This is a genomic window from Flavobacterium potami, assembly GCF_020026915.1.
GTDB classification, from domain to species: Bacteria; Bacteroidota; Bacteroidia; order Flavobacteriales; family Flavobacteriaceae; genus Flavobacterium; species Flavobacterium potami.
Genome location: NZ_JAINUY010000008.1, coordinates 128,544 through 144,581 on the forward strand (window position 1 = coordinate 128,544; position 16,038 = coordinate 144,581).

A 16,038-nucleotide genomic window follows, 5' to 3' on the forward strand; every position below is an offset into this window, starting at 1 on the left:
TCTTTTGAAATATTTTTCGTTTCAAAAACTAAACTTTCTGAAAAGTCGTTTAAAAAATATCCCTCAATTACAAACACATTAAAAATCATGTCTGAACTAAGCTCATTATATTGTAAAGTAAAAATTTCAAAAAATCAATTAGAGAAATTTCTAAACAGTCATCCGGAGAAACCAGAATTAAATCAAAACTGGCTTAATTGGTGGGACAGTCGTAACATGTATTCTAAAATGGAATTGACTCCCGAATTACTTCGTTCTTATAATGACAAAACCAACAAAGAAATTATTGATGGTTGGATTAAATATCCTCAAGCAATGGCTTTTTCAGATTATGATGAAGCTACCGAAGAATGGAATTGGGGAATGCTATTTTTTAGTGAAAATTTTGTAGAAATGCTTCCAATGTTTGCTTTTATCATCAGTTTGGAAAACTACATTAACGAAAGTCTAGAAAACCAAGCGATAGTTTTTCCTTTCTTCTGGGGAGATAATGTCGTGGACGCTTACCTTTATTTTGAAAACGGAAAGGCTATTTTAAGTCCAAAAGTTCAGATTTTAGAAGATATCGAATCTAATTTTGAAGAACAATCCAAAGCGTATTTAAACCAAAAATGGGAAGAGATGGCAAAAGACATGGATTTGGATTAATTGATTTAATAAAAATTATCTCAACAAAAATCCCATCCTGATAGACCCATAAAAATATCCTTTGTTTGTATCAATTCCTGGATCTTTTAATTCTCTTCCGCGATAAATAAAAGAATACGAAATATTGAAGTTATTGTAACGATATTTTAAACCCGCTTCTGCATTAAAGCGAAGTGGCTCCAAATCAAAAGTAATTGGACTTGTGTCGTTGAACATACTTCCTTCAATCGTCGCGTCGTAAAATTGGTAATTGAAGCTTGGCATTGCATAGAAATAAAATTCTCGAATATTCGGCTTTGCTTCTGCACTGACCGAAGCATGATGCATATTAGAATCGTAAATCGGAAGCAGGTTTTTAAATCCGATTCTAGCCATAAATCCAGTTGAAACTCCGGTAAAAATGGTTCCTAAATTGGCTTCTGACTGCCAGTGAAGATCTACGAAATCATTATGTTTAGACGGAAATAGTTTCTTAGAATACATCACATGTGCCTGTAATCCTAACGCATTGTGAATTTGATTTTCCCAGCCAAAAACTTTTTTATAACCGATAATTTTATGAAATCCTTCTTGTAATTCCTGTCCTAAACCATTTGGACCAAGAAAACCAATTTGAAAATCGGTCTGTAAAACCGATTCGCTTTGATAAAAAAAGCTTTTTCCAGCTTCAGCAAAAAGATAGCCCGCAAAAGGTCTGTCGTTTATATCAACCGCTTCTGCATTTATAAATCTCGGATTGTAGAGATATTGCCCGATTCTAAATTCGGTAATTTCTTTGTTGATTTTCGGATTTTCATTTTTAGATAAAAACCGGTAAAAAATCTCCAATCCGTTGGTATAATACATATCATTTTTAGACGATGTATACAAATCATTATCCGAGATAAATCCTATTTCTGTTTTTTTTCCTTGTCCAAAAGTCAGCGTCGCTGTCAATATTAGAAAAGCAAAAAGTGTCTTTTTACTTCTCTTTGTCTTTGCCATCGTAATTGATTTTTCCAACGTAACGCATTTCACGAACAATTCTTTCTTTTCTTCGATTGATATAACTTGAAGAACCTGTTGCTTTAAATTTTCTCGGGTTTGGCAAAATGGCTGCAATTCCAGCGGCCTGCATTGGTGTCAAACTTGAAGCATCTCTTCTGTACCAATGTTCTGTTGCGGCGTAAGCGCCATAAACACCGTCACCCATTTCAATACTATTCAGGTAAACTTCCATGATGCGCTCTTTGCCCCAGATAATTTCAATTAAAACCGTAAAATAAGCTTCTAGACCTTTTCGGAAATAACTTTTTCCTTGCCATAAAAAGACATTTTTGGCCGTTTGCTGCGAAATGGTACTTCCACCGCGAATTCGGCGTCCGCGTTCGTTGCTTTTATATGCTTTTTGAAGTGCTTTAAAATCAAAACCATTATGTGTCAGGAAAGTTCCGTCTTCACTGGCAATTACGGCTTTTTGTAAGTTCATTGAGATTTTTTCAATTGGCTCCCAATCGTGATCAAAGTATACTTCTTTTCCTGCCATTTTATTTTCTATAGCACGAATTAACATTAATGGAGTAAACGGAACTGGAACATATTTGAAAAAGATAACCGACCCGATTGATATTCCAAAAAACCATAAAGAGGCTTTGATAAAAAACCATTTGATTTTCTCTCCAAGAGAACGATTCTTTTTTTTGGGAGAAGCTTTTGGTTTTGGCTTGCTAGCCGTTGTTGTTTTTGGTGCTGGTTTTTTGGGTGCTGCCATTATAATAAATCTGCTAATTCGGTTCCTATTAAACTGCCTATTGCTACTCCCATTCCGCCTAAACGCACTCCACAAAACACGTTTTCAGACAGTTGAGAAACAACAGGATTTTTACTGTTTCCGATTCCCATAATGCCGCTCCAACGGTGCGCAATTTGGAAATCCTGATTTGGTAAAATTACATTTTTCAGTAAATCTTCCAATTTATTTTGAATAATTTTCGTCTGACCAAATTCGGTTGTGGTTTCTCCTTCAAAATCAAGATTTCGTCCTCCGCCTAATAATATTCGATCGCCAATATTTCTAAAATAATAATAACCACGATCTAAATGAAACGTTCCTTTTAAATCTAAATTGTGAATGGGTTCGGTAATTAAAACTTGTGCTCTTGCTGGTTTTACCGCTCCATTTGTCAAAGATCCGGCAAAACCATTTGTTGCAAAAAGCAGTTTTAGGGTTTTAAAACTAAAATCTTTTAAAACTACTTCTACATGATTTCCTGCATCCAGATAAGAAGTTACCGTTTGTTGATTCAAAATTAAAATATCTGAAGAAACAGCTTGCTTCAACAATTCCTGCATCATATTTCCAGTATCGATTTGCCCTTCAAACGGATTAAAAATCAAATATTCCTGAATATTTTCAAAGCCGAATCGGTCTACTTCTTTTGAAAAAACATCGGCTTTAAAAAGTGGTTTTAAAACCTCATTGATAAACGGAATTTTAGCAAGACATTCATTAAATCCGAATTCGTCGTCTTTCAAGAATAATTCATATCCACCGTGAGGCTTAAAATCAATTGCCTGATCTCCTAATCTTTTTCGAAGTAACTGAAGTCCTTTCCAACGCTTTTCGATCAATGCTACAACATCGTCTTCGGAATGTGTTTTTAAGTCATCCAAAATTTCAGACAAACTTCCGAAACAAGCAAAACCAGCATTTTTGGTACTTGCGCCTTGTGGCAACATTCCGCGTTCTAAAACCAGAATTTTAGCAGCCGGAAATCTTTCGCGCAAGCGTAATGCTGTATGCAAGCCGACAATTCCGCTTCCTACAATTGTATAGTCAACATTCGTAAACCAGTTTTTAAGTTCCCAGTAGCTTAGTTCCATCATTTTGATAAATTCCAATATTTAAAAATCCAAATTCCAAACTTGGGTTAAATTACAAAACTAAATGAAATTACAACTTTTAAATTCCAAAACTTCGTAAATTGAAATTGCATTTGCGCTGTCAGGCTGAGCGGAGTCGAAGCGTTTTTACGTTGCGCCCTTCGACTTCGCTCAGAGTGACAATTGGGATTTTATCTTTAAACTTTAACAGTTTTTGGGATTTGGGATTTAACAATTTGGGATTTAAAAGTTGTATTTTTAGCGCACAAAAAATAGAATAAACAGATTATGAAAAAAGTATTATTAACAACCTTAATAATGATGAATTTAAACGCGATCGGGCAGAATGTGATGTCTCCGGAATTGTTATGGAAATTAGGACGAGTAACTCCGCTTGGAATTTCTAAAGATGCAAAAAATATAGTTTTTAAGGTTTCTACACCTTCGGTTGAAGAAAACAAATCCAATTCTAAAATTTATACCATTCCTGTAAATGGCGGAACTGCAGTTGAAATTAAAGACACAAAAGAGATTTTGGCTGATAAAAATATTTCGCCTGACGGAAAATATGTAGTTTATAATGAAGAAGTAAAAATCGACAAAGTTTTAGGAAAAGATTTTTATCCAAGTTTAGGAAAATCTGATGCTCAAATTTATGACGGATTAGATTATCGTCATTGGGATACTTGGAATGAAGGAAAATTTAATCATGTTTTTTATAAAGAAAACAAGGACGGTGCAAAAGGAATTGACATTTTAAAAGGTGAAACTTTTGATTCTCCTCAAAAACCTTTTGGTGGTGACGAAGATTATATCTGGTCTCCAGACAGTAAAAGTATTTTTTACGTTTGCAAGAAAAAAGCAGGAACTGCTTACGCGATTTCTACCAACACAGATATTTATGAGTACAATTTAGAAACTCAAAAAACAACTAACAAAACTGAAGGTAATTTAGGTTACGACACGGCTCCGCAATTTTCTCCGACAGGAAATTTATCTTGGCTGCAAATGAAACGCGACGGTTACGAATCTGATAAAAACGATATTATTGTTGAATTTAAAGGAATCAAAACCAACTTAACGGCAAACTGGGACGGAACTGTAGATAATTTTATCTGGAGTAAAGACGGAAAAACAGTATTTTTTGTTGCACCAATTGATGGAACAAAACAACTTTTCTCTGTTAATTTTCCGGGGTTGACTAAAATCGCAATTAACGTTCGCCAGATTACAAATGGAGATTTTGATATTAACGACTTAGTTGGTTTTTCTGGCGATGATATTATTGTTACAAGGACAGACATGAATCATGCAGGAGAAATTTATTCTTTCAATTTGAAGAAAAATACTTGGAAACAAATTTCTAATGTAAATACAGATACTTATAAAACATTGACGTTGAGCAAAACTGAAAGACGTTATGTTACGACAACTGATGGCAAAAAAATGTTGGTTTGGGTAATTCTTCCACCAAATTTTGATGCTTCAAAAAAATATCCAACTTTATTATATTGCCAAGGCGGACCACAAAGTGCCTTGACACAATCTTATTCTTATCGTTGGAATTTCTCTTTAATGGCTGCAAAAGGTTATGTAGTTGTTGCACCAAACCGCCGCGGAATGCCAGGACACGGAGTTGAGTGGAACGAACAAATTAGTAAAGATTGGGGCGGACAAGTTATGGACGATTACCTTTCTGCAATTGACGATGTGGCAAAAGAAAATTATGTTGACAAAACACGTTTAGGATGTGTTGGTGCTAGTTACGGAGGATATTCTGTATTTTATTTAGCTGGAATCCACAAAAATCGTTTCAAAACTTTCATCGCACATGACGGAGTATTCAATACCGTTTCGATGCTTGGAACAACTGAAGAAGTTTTCTTCAACAACTGGGATTTTGGCGGACCATATTGGGAGAAAGATAATGCTGTAGCTCAAAAAGCGTATACAACTTTTAATCCTGCAACTTTGGTTCAAAATTGGAATAAACCAATTTTGATTTTCCAAGGAGGAAAAGATTTCCGCGTGCCAATCGGACAAGGTCAAGAAGCTTTTCAAGCGGCGCAATTAAGAGGAATTAAAAGTAGATTTGTTTATTTCCCAGACGAAAATCACTGGGTTTTAAAACCTCAAAATGCTCAAGTTTGGCAAGGAGAATTCTTCAAATGGTTAGATGAAACATTGTAATCATTAAAAAACAATATTTGGACAGCCGTAGATTTTACATAATCTACGGCTGTTTTATTTTACAAACATGACAATTATATAACAAACAGACCGGTTTTACTCTTCCGAAAACAGATTTTTTTAGATAAATTGCAATGTTTTAATAATCCCAAATTTCCCAAAACCATCAGTAAAATATGGAGACTAAAAAAAGTTACACCGCAATCAAAGTTTTATTCAGCTATGTTGCCTTATTAGCTTTGGTTGTCACGGTTGGATGGTTTCTATATTCAGAAAATGTCGTCTACAATCAGCTTGAAGATAAAATTGCTTTAGAAAAAAATAAAATTCTTAGAGTAAGTCGGTTGTATTCTAACGTTTATAAAACAGAAAGTTTAGCCAGACAAACCATTCAAAATAATTCTGAAAAAGATTTTAGAAATTATCTTTCAGAAACGGATTCGCTCAAATGTCGTATTGATACTTTGAAACAAATTGTCACGACAGAATATCAAAAAACCCTTTTAGATAGTGTAACCTATTTTTTGGCTGAAAAGACAGAAAACATCAAGCAGTTACGTGAAATAAAAAATAAAGCAGACGACGAAACTTCTGTAAATAATGCGATTGATGAAATCACTAAAATGGAGTTTAACCTTAGAAAGCTCGAGCTTCAGGATTTCACTAAAAATCCAAATCAGCTAGGAAGTTATCAGCGCGGAGTATTGCAACGATATGTAGATTATATGAATTCTAACATACCGGATGATAGTACCAATACTTTAAGTAAAAAAGCTTCCGACTCGATTTTGGCAAATTCTAAAAAACTATTAAGTTCTGTAAAACAAAAAGCCGAAAAGAAAAAAGAATCCTTAAATTTTGAGGAAAATAAACTGCTTCAAAACGAAATCGCCATTTCTGATCAGCTTCGAAAAATACTTCGAATAATTGAACGAGAAATCATCAATAATTCTATTAAAAGTAATTCATTAAAAGAAAAATCATTAAAAAGAGTCAACGAAATTGTTACAGCTTCGGCAGTTATCGGTCTCTTATTGACTTTATTTTTCTCCATTTTGATTGTAAGCGATTATTCGAAATCTCAAGTTTATAAGAAACAGCTGGAAATTGCCAATTTCAAAACCAAAAATCTGTTAAAAAGCCGCGAACAGTTAATTTCGACTGTAAGTCATGATTTAAAAACACCTTTAAGTACCATTGTCGGTTACTCTGAGCTTTTGGGCAACTCAGATGTCAACACCAAGCAGTCTTATTTCATTAAAAACATCAAAAATTCGTCTGAATATATTACACAACTCGTTCAGGATTTATTGGATTTCTCAAAAATTGAAGCCGGAAAAATTACCATTGAAAAAGTACCTTTTTTTCTTCCTGAAACTATTGAAGATATTGCCAGAAACATTCAAACCGTTTATAAACATAAAAACATTGACCTGATCATTAATATCGATGAGAAGTTTCAGAAACGCATTGTTGGCGATCCGTTTCGATTGAAACAGATTCTGACCAATATTATTGGAAATGCTTATAAATTCACAGAAGAAGGTCATATTAGAATAGCCGCTTTCGCGAATGACGACCAGTTTTTTACCATTTCGATTCAAGACACCGGAATCGGAATTGAAAAAGCCAACCAGAAATTAGTTTTCGAAGAATTTGCACAGGCAAATGAAAACATCGAAAAAGAATATGGTGGTACTGGTTTAGGATTGTCAATCTGCCAAAAAATAGTTGCTATTTTAGGAGGATCTCTTGGTCTGGAAAGCATCTACGGCAAAGGAAGTACCTTTAAAATTCAGCTGCCTTTATTATTTGACAATAGTCAAAATAATCCGAGCGAAGAAGTCAAATCTAAAATTGCAAAAAACACTAAAAAGCAAACTTTTATCGTAGTTGATGACGACATCAATCTTTTAAATTTGACTAGTGGCGTTTTAAAACAAGAACAGCATCAGGTTTATTCATTTAGTAATCCTGTAAAAGCTCTGGAAACAATTGAAAACACTTCTTTTGATTTTGTCATAACAGACATTCAAATGCCGCAGATTGATGGATTCCAATTATTAGAAAAGCTTCGTGAATTTCCTAATTTCAAAAATCAGCCTGTAATCGCATTAACAGGACAAACAAATCTGGAGCTTTCTGTTTACAAAAATGCAGGCTTTACAACAGTCGTTAAAAAGCCCTATTCTCCAAAAATTTTACTGGAGACCATTCAGCATATTTTAGACCATGAAGAGATTCCTGAAACAGAAACAGCTGAAGCTGAAAACGGCGATTCCTCACAAATGTATTCTTTAGAAACACTGAAAGATTTTTTAGGGCATGATGCATCTGCCTTGAAGGAAGTTCTGCATTCTTTTATAGAAACCAGTATTGAAAATTTAGGTCTTTTGGAAACTGCTATAAATGAAAATAATCATGAGGAAATAAAATCTATTGCCCATCGTATTGCACCGATGTTCAAACAAATTCAGGCAAATGCAATTGGAGAACTTCTTAAAGATTTAGAAAAAGAAGATTTAAATACAATTGACATTCAAGCTACTTACAACGACTTAAAAGAAAAAGTAAAAATCCTTTTTGAAGTTTTAAAACAAGAAATCTAAAAAAAGTAAAGCACTAATTAAAAAATGTGCTTTACTCAATATTATAATGCTTCAACTTGTTGTAAAGCGTTTTTCTCGTAATTTTTAAAAGCTTTGCAGCTTCTGATTTATTATTCTGCGCTTTTGATAGAGCATGAATAATGGCTTCTTTTTCATTATTTGATAAAGAAAAACTTTCGCTTGTTCCAGATTGCTGTTTTTGGATTTGAAAGAATTCTGCAGGAAGCACTTCACTTTCTATAAAATCGCCTCGGGTTAAAAGAGTAGCACGTTTGACACAATTTTGTAATTCACGTAAATTTCCTGGCCAATTGTAATTTTGAAAAATAGAAATCACTTCTGGAGAAAATCCGATAACATCTTTATTTAATTGCTGATTGGCTTTTTCTAAGAAATAATCAGCGAAAAGCATCAAATCTTCGTCACGATCTTTTAAAGATGGAGATTCGATAGAGAACTCATTGATTCTATGATATAAATCTTCTCTAAAATCACCGTTTTTTACCGCTTCACGTAAATCTTCATTTGTAGCCGTAATAATGCGAATATCGACGTTTATTTCCTTATTGCTCCCAACAGGTTTAATTTTTCTTTCCTGAAGCGCTCTCAATAACTGAATTTGATTTTCGTACGAAAGATTTCCGATTTCATCCAAAAATATAGTTCCGCCATTTGCCGCTTCAAAATATCCCATTTTATCACTGATTGCACCGGTAAAAGAACCTTTTAAATGACCAAAGAATTCACTTGCTGCCAATTCTTTCGGAATTGCACCACAATCTACTGCAATAAAATTGTTGTTTTTTCTCTGACTTTGCTGATGAATACTTTTGGCGATGATTTCTTTTCCCGTTCCACTTTCACCAATAATCAAAACAGACATATCAGTCGGACTTACCAATTGAATATGATCTAAAAGTTTTTTTGAAGCAACTGATATTCCTCTTACAAATTCACTTTCGCCAAAAGTTTGTTTTTTTGGCGCTTTCTTTTCTTTAACAGGAACTTGCTCTTCTTCGACTTGGGGAGTTTGTAATGCATTTGTAATTACAAGCAAAACCTCATCGGGATTGAAAGGTTTTGAGATATAATCTGCTGCTCCGTTTTTGATAGCTTTTACGGCAGTATTTACATCGGAGTAACCTGTCATTAAAATAATGGGAATATGCGGATGGGAGTTTTTAAATTCAGACATTAGTGCAATACCGTCAAAATCAGGCAAACGAAGATCTGTCAAAATCAAATCAAACGATTCGTTTTTGATTGCTATTCGGGCTTCTGCTGCTGAGAAGGCAATGGTGACATCAAATGCTTTTTTTATTAGAAATTTTTCCAATAATTTACAAAACGCGATGTCGTCTTCTATCAATAATATCTTCGGCATTTGCTTTTAGGGAGTTTTCTGCTAAAATAACACTATTAAACTTGTAATTTCATAAAATTAATGTAAAAAAAAAAAAGAGATTGCACGTCGCAATCTCTTTTTCACCAAAAACATAAATCTAAATTCACCTAATTATATTTTCAACCAGTTACCATTGACATCTGAGTAAACAGTAGCCTTTTGGTCTCCAACTGATATTTCTAGTTTGTATTCTTTTTTTTCGTTTAAAAATGCTTTCTCCAGTTTTGCTCCTGGATAAGCGGTCTGCAAAGCTGTTTTAACAGCGGCAGGCACAGCATCTGCAGCAACTTCTGTATATTCTGACTGAACATTTACAGCTGTTTTAGTATTTTCAGAAACAGGCAATACATTTGCTTGAATTGACATTGTTCCTAAAAGAACTACTGCTGATAAGATTAACTTTTTCATAATGCTGATTTTTTAATTATTTCTTGATGATGTTACCTGAAGCATCTGTAAAAATAGTGTACTTCTTGTCTCCACTTGAAATTTCAAGTTTGTACTCGTTTTTCTCGTTTTTATAAGCCTTTTCAAGCTTAGTATTCGGAAAAGATTTTTCAATAGTAGACTTCACTGCTGCTGGTACGGCATCTAAAGTTACTTCAGTAAATCCATCTTGAATAAGTACTGATTGAGTGATCGAAATCGCTGGAAGCACTGCGGCATTTACCGATAAACTTCCTAATACAATCGCTGCTGATAAAACTAACTTTTTCATAATATTGTGGTTTAAAATTATTTTTTAAGAATGTTACCAGAAGCATCTGTATAAACGGTCGATTTTTCTCCTCGAACTGTTATCTCAATTTTGTACTCCTTTTTTTCATTTACCCATGCTTTTTCAAGCACTACACCAGGATAAGCATCATCCAGACCTTTTTTTACAGCTGCCGGAACTCCGTCTACTTCTTTATATCCATCCTGATCATTTACTGTTTGTACCATTTGATTAGTTACAACAGGGGTTTCTGCGTGCATCGACAAACTGCCTAAAACAATTGCTGCCGATAAGATTAACTTTTTCATAGTAATAGTTTTTAAGGGTTAGTTTAATTATTTTTTAATCCATGTCCCATCTGCGTTAGCAAAAAGATTTCCTGTTCTTTCTCCAACAGTCACTTCAAGCTTGTACTCAGATTTTGTGTTTTTAAATGCTTTAGTAAGTACAGCATCTGGATACGCTTTTTTAAGTGCATCTGTTACTGCTGCTGGCACCTCTTCCAATTTAATTTCTGTATAATCATCTTGGATAGAGATTGTTTTTACTACTGTATTTGAAATTGGCGAAGTTGAAGCAAATGATGTTAAACCTCCCAAAACGATTGCGGCTGATAAAAATAAATTTTTCATGATAGTCGTGTTTTAATATAGTTAATTTGATCTTAGTATTCTTGATCCGGATTTTCACGAAACCTTAAATTAGGTTATTGTTTGATCCAAGTTCCATCTGCATTTGCGAAAAGGTTTCCAACTTTGTCGCCAACAGTCACATCAAGTTTATACTGAGCTTTTTCGTTTTTGTATGCTTTTGTAATTACTGCCTCTGGATACGCTTTTTTCAAAGACTCCGTGATAGGCGCCGGTAATTCTTCTAATTTGATTTCAGTGTATTCGTCTTCAACAGAAATCGTTTTTACGATTGTATTTTTTACTGGTGATGTTGAAGCGAATGAAGTTAAACTTCCTAAAACTATTGCGGCTGATAAAAATAAATTTTTCATAGTGTGTATATTTTAATGTAATTAATAAATTTTAAAACGGTTACGGATTATTGTTTAATCCAAGTTCCGTCTGCATTTGCGAAAAGGTTTCCAACTTTGTCACCTACAGTAACATCAAGTTTGTACTCTGATTTTTCGTTTTTATATGCTTTTGTAATTACTGCCTCAGGATATGCTTTTTTCAAAGCGTCTGTAATTGCGGCTGGCAATTCTTCTAATTTGATTTCAGTATAATCGTCTTCAATTGAAATCACTTTTACAGTTGTATTTGTAACTGGTGAAGTTGAAGCGAATGAAGTTAAACTTCCTAAGACTATTGCGGCTGATAAAAATAGATTTTTCATAACGTGTATATTTAATATTAATAGTTGTTTACGCTTTAGTTAATGAAATTATTATGCCGTAAAAGAAAAGAACTGTGCCAAACGCTATAAAACATTATTTTTAAAGGGTTTACTTCAATATGCCAAAAAATGAAAAATTTAAAAAAGTGTGTAAAAGGAAAAAAAGGTGTGTAATAAGTAAACACTTAAAGTGTAACCTGATCTAAAATTTCTAGTTTCAGGTTTAAAGTTTCAGGTTGATCTTAAGAACTAATCAAACTTATAAATGAAAAAAGGCTGTCAAAAATTGACAGCCTTTATAATTATTCCGGATTATTCATTTTAAATGTATCCATAAATGCAGTTGTATAATCTCCTGCAATATATTTTGGATCATCCATTAATTGTCTGTGGAAAGGTATTGTAGTTTTCACACCTTCAATTACGAACTCATCCAAAGCTCTTCGCATTTTGCTAATAGCTTCTTCACGAGATTGTGCAGTTGTAATCAACTTAGCAATCATAGAATCGTAATTTGGTGGAATGCTATAACCTGAATATACGTGAGTATCTAAACGTACTCCATGTCCTCCTGGCATATGAAGCGTAGTAATCTTTCCTGGTGAAGGGCGAAAATCGTTATAAGGATCTTCAGCATTAATACGGCATTCGATAGCGTGTAATTCAGGAAGGTAGTTTTTACCAGAAATCGGAATTCCTGCAGCAACCATAATCTGCTCACGGATCAAATCATAATCAATAACTTGTTCTGTAATTGGGTGCTCAACTTGAATACGAGTATTCATTTCCATGAAATAGAAGTTTCTGTGTTTGTCAACCAAAAACTCTACAGTTCCAGCTCCTTCATATTTAATGAATTCAGCAGCTTTTACAGCAGCTTCTCCCATTCTTGCACGAAGTTCGTCTGTCATGAAAGGCGAAGGTGTTTCTTCAGTAAGTTTTTGGTGACGACGTTGAACTGAACAGTCTCTTTCAGAAAGGTGACATGCTTTTCCGTAAGCATCTCCCACAACTTGAATTTCGATATGACGTGGTTCTTCAATAAGTTTCTCCATGTACATTCCGTCATTTCCAAACGCTGCAGCAGCTTCTTGACGTGCACTTTCCCAAGCTTTTAAAAGCTCTTCTTCTTTCCAGATGGCACGCATTCCTTTTCCACCACCACCAGCAGTAGCTTTCATCATTACTGGGTAACCAATTTCTGCTGCTGTTTTTTGTGCATGTTCGTAAGATTCTAATAATCCGTCTGAACCTGGTACACAAGGTACTCCTGCTGCTTTCATTGTAGCTTTTGCAGAAGCTTTATCTCCCATACGGTCGATCATTTCAGGAGCCGCACCAATAAATTTGATTCCGTGCTCTTGACAAATTTTAGAGAATTTAGCATTCTCAGAAAGAAATCCATAACCTGGATGTATTGCATCTGCATTTGTAATTTCTGCAGCCGCAATAATATTTGACATTTTCAAATACGATAAGTTACTCGGAGGAGGGCCAATACAAACCGCTTCGTCAGCAAATTTAACGTGTAAACTTTCTGCGTCGGCTGTAGAGTAAACTGCGACAGTTTTGATTCCCATTTCCTTACATGTACGAATTACACGTAGTGCAATTTCTCCTCTATTCGCAATTAATATTTTTTTAAACATCTTATTTTAATTAGATAATTAGACAATTTGAGAATTAGATAATTTTAGATGATTAATAGAAATCGCTTTTAATTTAAATCAATCTAAAATCTAAAATCTAAAATCTAAATTTATTTATGATGGATCTACTAAGAATAAAGGTTGGTCAAATTCTACTGGAGACATATCGTCAACTAGAATTTTTACAATTTTACCAGAAACTTCAGATTCGATTTCGTTGAATAATTTCATTGCTTCAATTACACAAAGAACATCTCCTTTAGCAATAGTGCTTCCTACTTCAGTAAAAACTGGTTTGTCTGGAGATGGTTTTCTATAGAATGTTCCGATAATTGGAGATTTTATAGTAACATATTTAGAATCGTTTGCAGCTGGTGCTTCTGGAGTTACGTTTACAACTACAGGAGCAGTCACTTGTGGAGTTGCCACTTGTGGTAAAGCTTGCTGAGTTGGCAATTGTTGTACGTAAGTTGCTTCAGTTACATTTGTTTCTAAAGTTGTTCTGATCGTGATTTTCACGTCATCCATTTCCAACTTCACTTCTGCAACGCCCGAATTTGCAACAAATTTGATTAGGTTTTGAATTTCTTTTAAATCCATAATGATTCGTTTTTAGTTTTAATTTATTTTGTATCGTAAGCCCATTTTAAATAGATAGATCCCCAAGTGAATCCTCCACCAAAAGCGGCAAAGATAACATTATCTCCTTTTTTAAGCTTATCTTCAAAATCAGCTAATACTAATGGTAAAGTTCCAGAAGTAGTATTACCATATCTTTCGATATTTACCAAAACTTTAGAATCGTCCAATTCTAATCTTCCGGCAGTAGCATCAATGATACGTTTGTTAGCCTGGTGTGGTACCAACCAGTCAACATCCTGATTTGTTAAATTATTTCTTTGTAAAATCAATTCGCTGGCATCTGCCATATTGGTAACAGCATATTTGAAAACAGTTTTTCCGTCTTGCATGATATTATGCTGTCTGTTTTTTACAGTTTCTTCGCTAGGCGGAATCAAAGATCCTCCTGCAGGAATTTTAAGAAAATCGCGTCCTACACCATCACTTCTTAGATATTCATCCTGCAAACCTAAACCTTCATAATTTGGTTCAAAAAGAACTGCACCAGCTCCATCGCCAAAAATAATACAAGTTGCTCTATCTGTATAATCTACAATTGATGACATTTTATCCGCACCAATTAAAAGTACTTTTTTGTAACGTCCTGATTGCACATAAGCCGCAGCAGTTGACATTCCGTATAAGAAACTTGAACATGCAGCCTGCAAATCGTATGCAAAAGCATTTGTTGCTCCAATTTCTGTTGCAACGTAAACTCCTGTAGAAGCCACCATCATATCTGGTGTTGCTGTTGCCATTATAATCATATCAATCTCTAAAGGATCAATATTTGCTTTTGCAATTAAATCTTGTGCTGCTTTTATAGCAAGGTAAGATGTTCCTTTGTCAGCATCTTTAAGAATTCTTCTTTCTTTAATTCCTGTACGAGTAGTAATCCACTCGTCATTGGTTTCAACCATAGTTTCCAAAACTTTGTTCGTAAGTACAAAGTCAGGAACGTATCCTCCAACAGCGGTAATTGCGGCTGTGATTGTATTCATTATATTCTATTATTTCCTTTCAAATACGAAATATTTGAAAAATTTTTAAAAGACTTGAAAATTACAAAAAAAAACGAAACGATTTTGTGTATATTTTCCTAAAAAACGAAAATTATAACCAACAAAAAAAACTCTCACTATGTGAGAGTTCCAGTATAATTTACAAAAACGTATTAAGCAACCGCTTCAGATTTATCGATAACAACTTGCCCTCTGTAGTACATTTTACCTTCATGCCAGTAAGCTCTGTGGTATAAATGCGCCTCACCTGTAATAGGACATGTAGCGATTTGAGCTACAGTAGCTTTATAATGCGTTCTTCTTTTATCTCTTCTTGTTTTCGAGGTCTTTCTCTTAGGATGTGCCATTTTACTATATTATTTATCCGTTAATAGTTTCTTTAATTTTTCCCAACGCGGGTCAATATCTTCTTCTTTGTTACTCTCTTCCTTTTGTTCTTTTACACTTAATTCATTCAGTTTTGTCAAAGCTTCTGTCTGTAGACTTCCATCTTTAACTCCCGGATGAATTCTTTTGTGAGGTACAGAAAGCGCAATCATTTCATAAATATATTGCGACACATCTATCTCATGTTCACCATGTGGTAAAATCAACAATTCTTCATTATCATCATTGAATTCATCTCCAAAACGAACAATCAGCTTCATTTTCCCTTTTATAGGTAAATCAAAATCCTCGCCTGTTAGATCACAAGGCACATTTACAGTTCCTTTGTGTTTGAATTCCAATTCTAACATGGTGCTTTTCTTTTCAAAAAGCAAATTGACTTTTATATCAGAACTTTGAAACTCATCGTATTCAAAATTCTTAAAAAACTCATTATTAATCTGATACTCAAAATGGTGTTTTCCTAGTTTTAATCCTACGAAAGGAATTAAAAATTCTTTTGTTTTGCTCATTTCAACATCAATTTGATCCCTTCAGCTCTAAAACTAGATATCTGAATTGGGGTGCAAAGATATAAAAT

At 34.0% G+C, this 16,038-nt stretch carries 18 protein-coding genes; 3 read left to right on the top strand and 15 right to left on the bottom strand.

Annotated features, from left to right (window positions below; translation table 11 throughout):
• The first annotated feature begins 87 nt into the window (after positions 1-87).
• On the top strand, positions 88-648 hold the full coding sequence (locus K6T82_RS21170) for a hypothetical protein (protein ID WP_223710372.1): 561 nt from the start codon (positions 88-90) through the stop codon (positions 646-648).
• A gap of 15 nt (positions 649-663) precedes the next feature.
• On the opposite strand, the gene K6T82_RS21175 is transcribed toward K6T82_RS21170, so the two are convergent.
• From K6T82_RS21175 to K6T82_RS21185, 3 genes are read right to left on the bottom strand one after another with little or no spacing between them, the layout of a single operon-like run.
• Positions 664-1,632, bottom strand: a complete 969-nt coding sequence (locus K6T82_RS21175) for a lipid A deacylase LpxR family protein (protein ID WP_223710374.1) — start codon at positions 1,630-1,632, stop codon at positions 664-666.
• Positions 1,610-2,398 (bottom strand): monofunctional biosynthetic peptidoglycan transglycosylase, encoded by a 789-nt coding sequence (gene mtgA / locus K6T82_RS21180; protein WP_223710376.1) that lies wholly within the window; start codon positions 2,396-2,398, stop codon positions 1,610-1,612. The genes K6T82_RS21175 and mtgA overlap by 23 nt, the downstream gene beginning before the upstream one ends.
• A complete protein-coding gene (locus K6T82_RS21185) occupies positions 2,398-3,510 on the bottom strand; it encodes an NAD(P)/FAD-dependent oxidoreductase (RefSeq protein ID WP_223710678.1) in 1,113 nt (370 codons plus the stop codon). Before K6T82_RS21185 ends, mtgA begins: the two co-directional genes overlap by 1 nt.
• Before the next feature lie 288 nt (positions 3,511-3,798).
• On the opposite strand from K6T82_RS21185, the gene K6T82_RS21190 reads away from it, so the two are divergent.
• Entirely contained in the window at positions 3,799-5,700 is a 1,902-nt protein-coding gene (locus K6T82_RS21190; protein WP_223710378.1) for a S9 family peptidase, read from the top strand.
• Positions 5,701-5,876: 176 nt separating this feature from the next.
• Positions 5,877-8,309, top strand: a complete 2,433-nt coding sequence (locus K6T82_RS21195) for a hybrid sensor histidine kinase/response regulator (protein WP_223710380.1) — start codon at positions 5,877-5,879, stop codon at positions 8,307-8,309.
• A 31-nt stretch (positions 8,310-8,340) separates the two neighbouring features.
• Here the strand turns inward: K6T82_RS21195 and K6T82_RS21200 are convergent, their stop codons facing one another.
• From K6T82_RS21200 to K6T82_RS21255, 12 genes are all read right to left on the bottom strand, one after another.
• Complete coding sequence (locus K6T82_RS21200; protein WP_223710382.1) at positions 8,341-9,693, bottom strand: sigma-54-dependent transcriptional regulator; 1,353 nt, start codon at positions 9,691-9,693, stop codon at positions 8,341-8,343.
• Positions 9,694-9,825: 132 nt separating this feature from the next.
• Positions 9,826-10,122 (bottom strand): hypothetical protein, encoded by a 297-nt coding sequence (locus tag K6T82_RS21205; protein WP_223710384.1) that lies wholly within the window; start codon positions 10,120-10,122, stop codon positions 9,826-9,828.
• Between the two features lie 16 nt (positions 10,123-10,138).
• Complete coding sequence (locus K6T82_RS21210; RefSeq protein WP_223710386.1) at positions 10,139-10,432, bottom strand: PepSY-like domain-containing protein; 294 nt, start codon at positions 10,430-10,432, stop codon at positions 10,139-10,141.
• 17 nt (positions 10,433-10,449) lie between these two features.
• The gene (locus K6T82_RS21215; RefSeq protein WP_223710389.1) at positions 10,450-10,740 is read right to left on the bottom strand and encodes a hypothetical protein; all 291 of its coding nucleotides are present in this window, start codon (positions 10,738-10,740) and stop codon (positions 10,450-10,452) included.
• Between the two features lie 27 nt (positions 10,741-10,767).
• Positions 10,768-11,064, bottom strand: coding sequence for a hypothetical protein (locus tag K6T82_RS21220; protein WP_223710391.1), 297 nt, complete (start codon positions 11,062-11,064; stop codon positions 10,768-10,770).
• Positions 11,065-11,138: 74 nt separating this feature from the next.
• Positions 11,139-11,435 carry a hypothetical protein gene (locus tag K6T82_RS21225; protein ID WP_223710393.1) on the bottom strand — a complete coding sequence of 99 codons (297 nt, stop codon included), beginning with the start codon at positions 11,433-11,435 and terminating at the stop codon, positions 11,139-11,141.
• A 47-nt stretch (positions 11,436-11,482) separates the two neighbouring features.
• Positions 11,483-11,779 (bottom strand): hypothetical protein, encoded by a 297-nt coding sequence (locus tag K6T82_RS21230; protein WP_223710396.1) that lies wholly within the window; start codon positions 11,777-11,779, stop codon positions 11,483-11,485.
• 302 nt (positions 11,780-12,081) lie between these two features.
• Complete coding sequence (accC, locus tag K6T82_RS21235; protein WP_184159444.1) at positions 12,082-13,428, bottom strand: acetyl-CoA carboxylase biotin carboxylase subunit; 1,347 nt, start codon at positions 13,426-13,428, stop codon at positions 12,082-12,084.
• A 114-nt stretch (positions 13,429-13,542) separates the two neighbouring features.
• A complete protein-coding gene (gene accB, locus K6T82_RS21240) occupies positions 13,543-14,028 on the bottom strand; it encodes an acetyl-CoA carboxylase biotin carboxyl carrier protein (RefSeq protein ID WP_223710398.1) in 486 nt (161 codons plus the stop codon).
• A 23-nt stretch (positions 14,029-14,051) separates the two neighbouring features.
• On the bottom strand, positions 14,052-15,050 hold the full coding sequence (locus tag K6T82_RS21245) for a beta-ketoacyl-ACP synthase III (RefSeq protein WP_223710400.1): 999 nt from the start codon (positions 15,048-15,050) through the stop codon (positions 14,052-14,054).
• 173 nt (positions 15,051-15,223) lie between these two features.
• Positions 15,224-15,418 carry a 50S ribosomal protein L32 gene (gene rpmF / locus K6T82_RS21250; RefSeq protein ID WP_008465217.1) on the bottom strand — a complete coding sequence of 65 codons (195 nt, stop codon included), beginning with the start codon at positions 15,416-15,418 and terminating at the stop codon, positions 15,224-15,226.
• Between the two features lie 9 nt (positions 15,419-15,427).
• Positions 15,428-15,970, bottom strand: a complete 543-nt coding sequence (locus K6T82_RS21255) for a YceD family protein (protein ID WP_223710402.1) — start codon at positions 15,968-15,970, stop codon at positions 15,428-15,430.
• Between the last annotated feature and the right edge of the window lie 68 nt (positions 15,971-16,038).

Bases quoted from the DNA above. Each gene is read 5' to 3' on its own strand.
- K6T82_RS21195 (WP_223710380.1), top strand. From the start codon at position 5,877: ATGGAGACTAAAAAAAGTTACACCGCAATCAAAGTTTTATTCAGCTAT.
- K6T82_RS21170 (WP_223710372.1), top strand. From the start codon at position 88: ATGTCTGAACTAAGCTCATTATATTGTAAAGTAAAAATTTCAAAAAAT.
- K6T82_RS21185 (WP_223710678.1), bottom strand. From the start codon at position 3,510: ATGGAACTAAGCTACTGGGAACTTAAAAACTGGTTTACGAATGTTGAC.
- K6T82_RS21215 (WP_223710389.1), bottom strand. From the start codon at position 10,740: ATGAAAAAGTTAATCTTATCGGCAGCAATTGTTTTAGGCAGTTTGTCG.
- K6T82_RS21255 (WP_223710402.1), bottom strand. From the start codon at position 15,970: ATGAGCAAAACAAAAGAATTTTTAATTCCTTTCGTAGGATTAAAACTA.
- K6T82_RS21230 (WP_223710396.1), bottom strand. From the start codon at position 11,779: ATGAAAAATCTATTTTTATCAGCCGCAATAGTCTTAGGAAGTTTAACT.
- accC (WP_184159444.1), bottom strand. From the start codon at position 13,428: ATGTTTAAAAAAATATTAATTGCGAATAGAGGAGAAATTGCACTACGT.
- K6T82_RS21225 (WP_223710393.1), bottom strand. From the start codon at position 11,435: ATGAAAAATTTATTTTTATCAGCCGCAATAGTTTTAGGAAGTTTAACT.
- K6T82_RS21205 (WP_223710384.1), bottom strand. From the start codon at position 10,122: ATGAAAAAGTTAATCTTATCAGCAGTAGTTCTTTTAGGAACAATGTCA.
- K6T82_RS21175 (WP_223710374.1), bottom strand. From the start codon at position 1,632: ATGGCAAAGACAAAGAGAAGTAAAAAGACACTTTTTGCTTTTCTAATA.
- accB (WP_223710398.1), bottom strand. From the start codon at position 14,028: ATGGATTTAAAAGAAATTCAAAACCTAATCAAATTTGTTGCAAATTCG.
- K6T82_RS21210 (WP_223710386.1), bottom strand. From the start codon at position 10,432: ATGAAAAAGTTAGTTTTATCAGCAGCGATTGTATTAGGAAGTTTATCG.
- rpmF (WP_008465217.1), bottom strand. From the start codon at position 15,418: ATGGCACATCCTAAGAGAAAGACCTCGAAAACAAGAAGAGATAAAAGA.
- K6T82_RS21220 (WP_223710391.1), bottom strand. From the start codon at position 11,064: ATGAAAAATTTATTTTTATCAGCCGCAATCGTTTTGGGAGGTTTAACA.
- K6T82_RS21190 (WP_223710378.1), top strand. From the start codon at position 3,799: ATGAAAAAAGTATTATTAACAACCTTAATAATGATGAATTTAAACGCG.
- mtgA (WP_223710376.1), bottom strand. From the start codon at position 2,398: ATGGCAGCACCCAAAAAACCAGCACCAAAAACAACAACGGCTAGCAAG.
- K6T82_RS21200 (WP_223710382.1), bottom strand. From the start codon at position 9,693: ATGCCGAAGATATTATTGATAGAAGACGACATCGCGTTTTGTAAATTA.
- K6T82_RS21245 (WP_223710400.1), bottom strand. From the start codon at position 15,050: ATGAATACAATCACAGCCGCAATTACCGCTGTTGGAGGATACGTTCCT.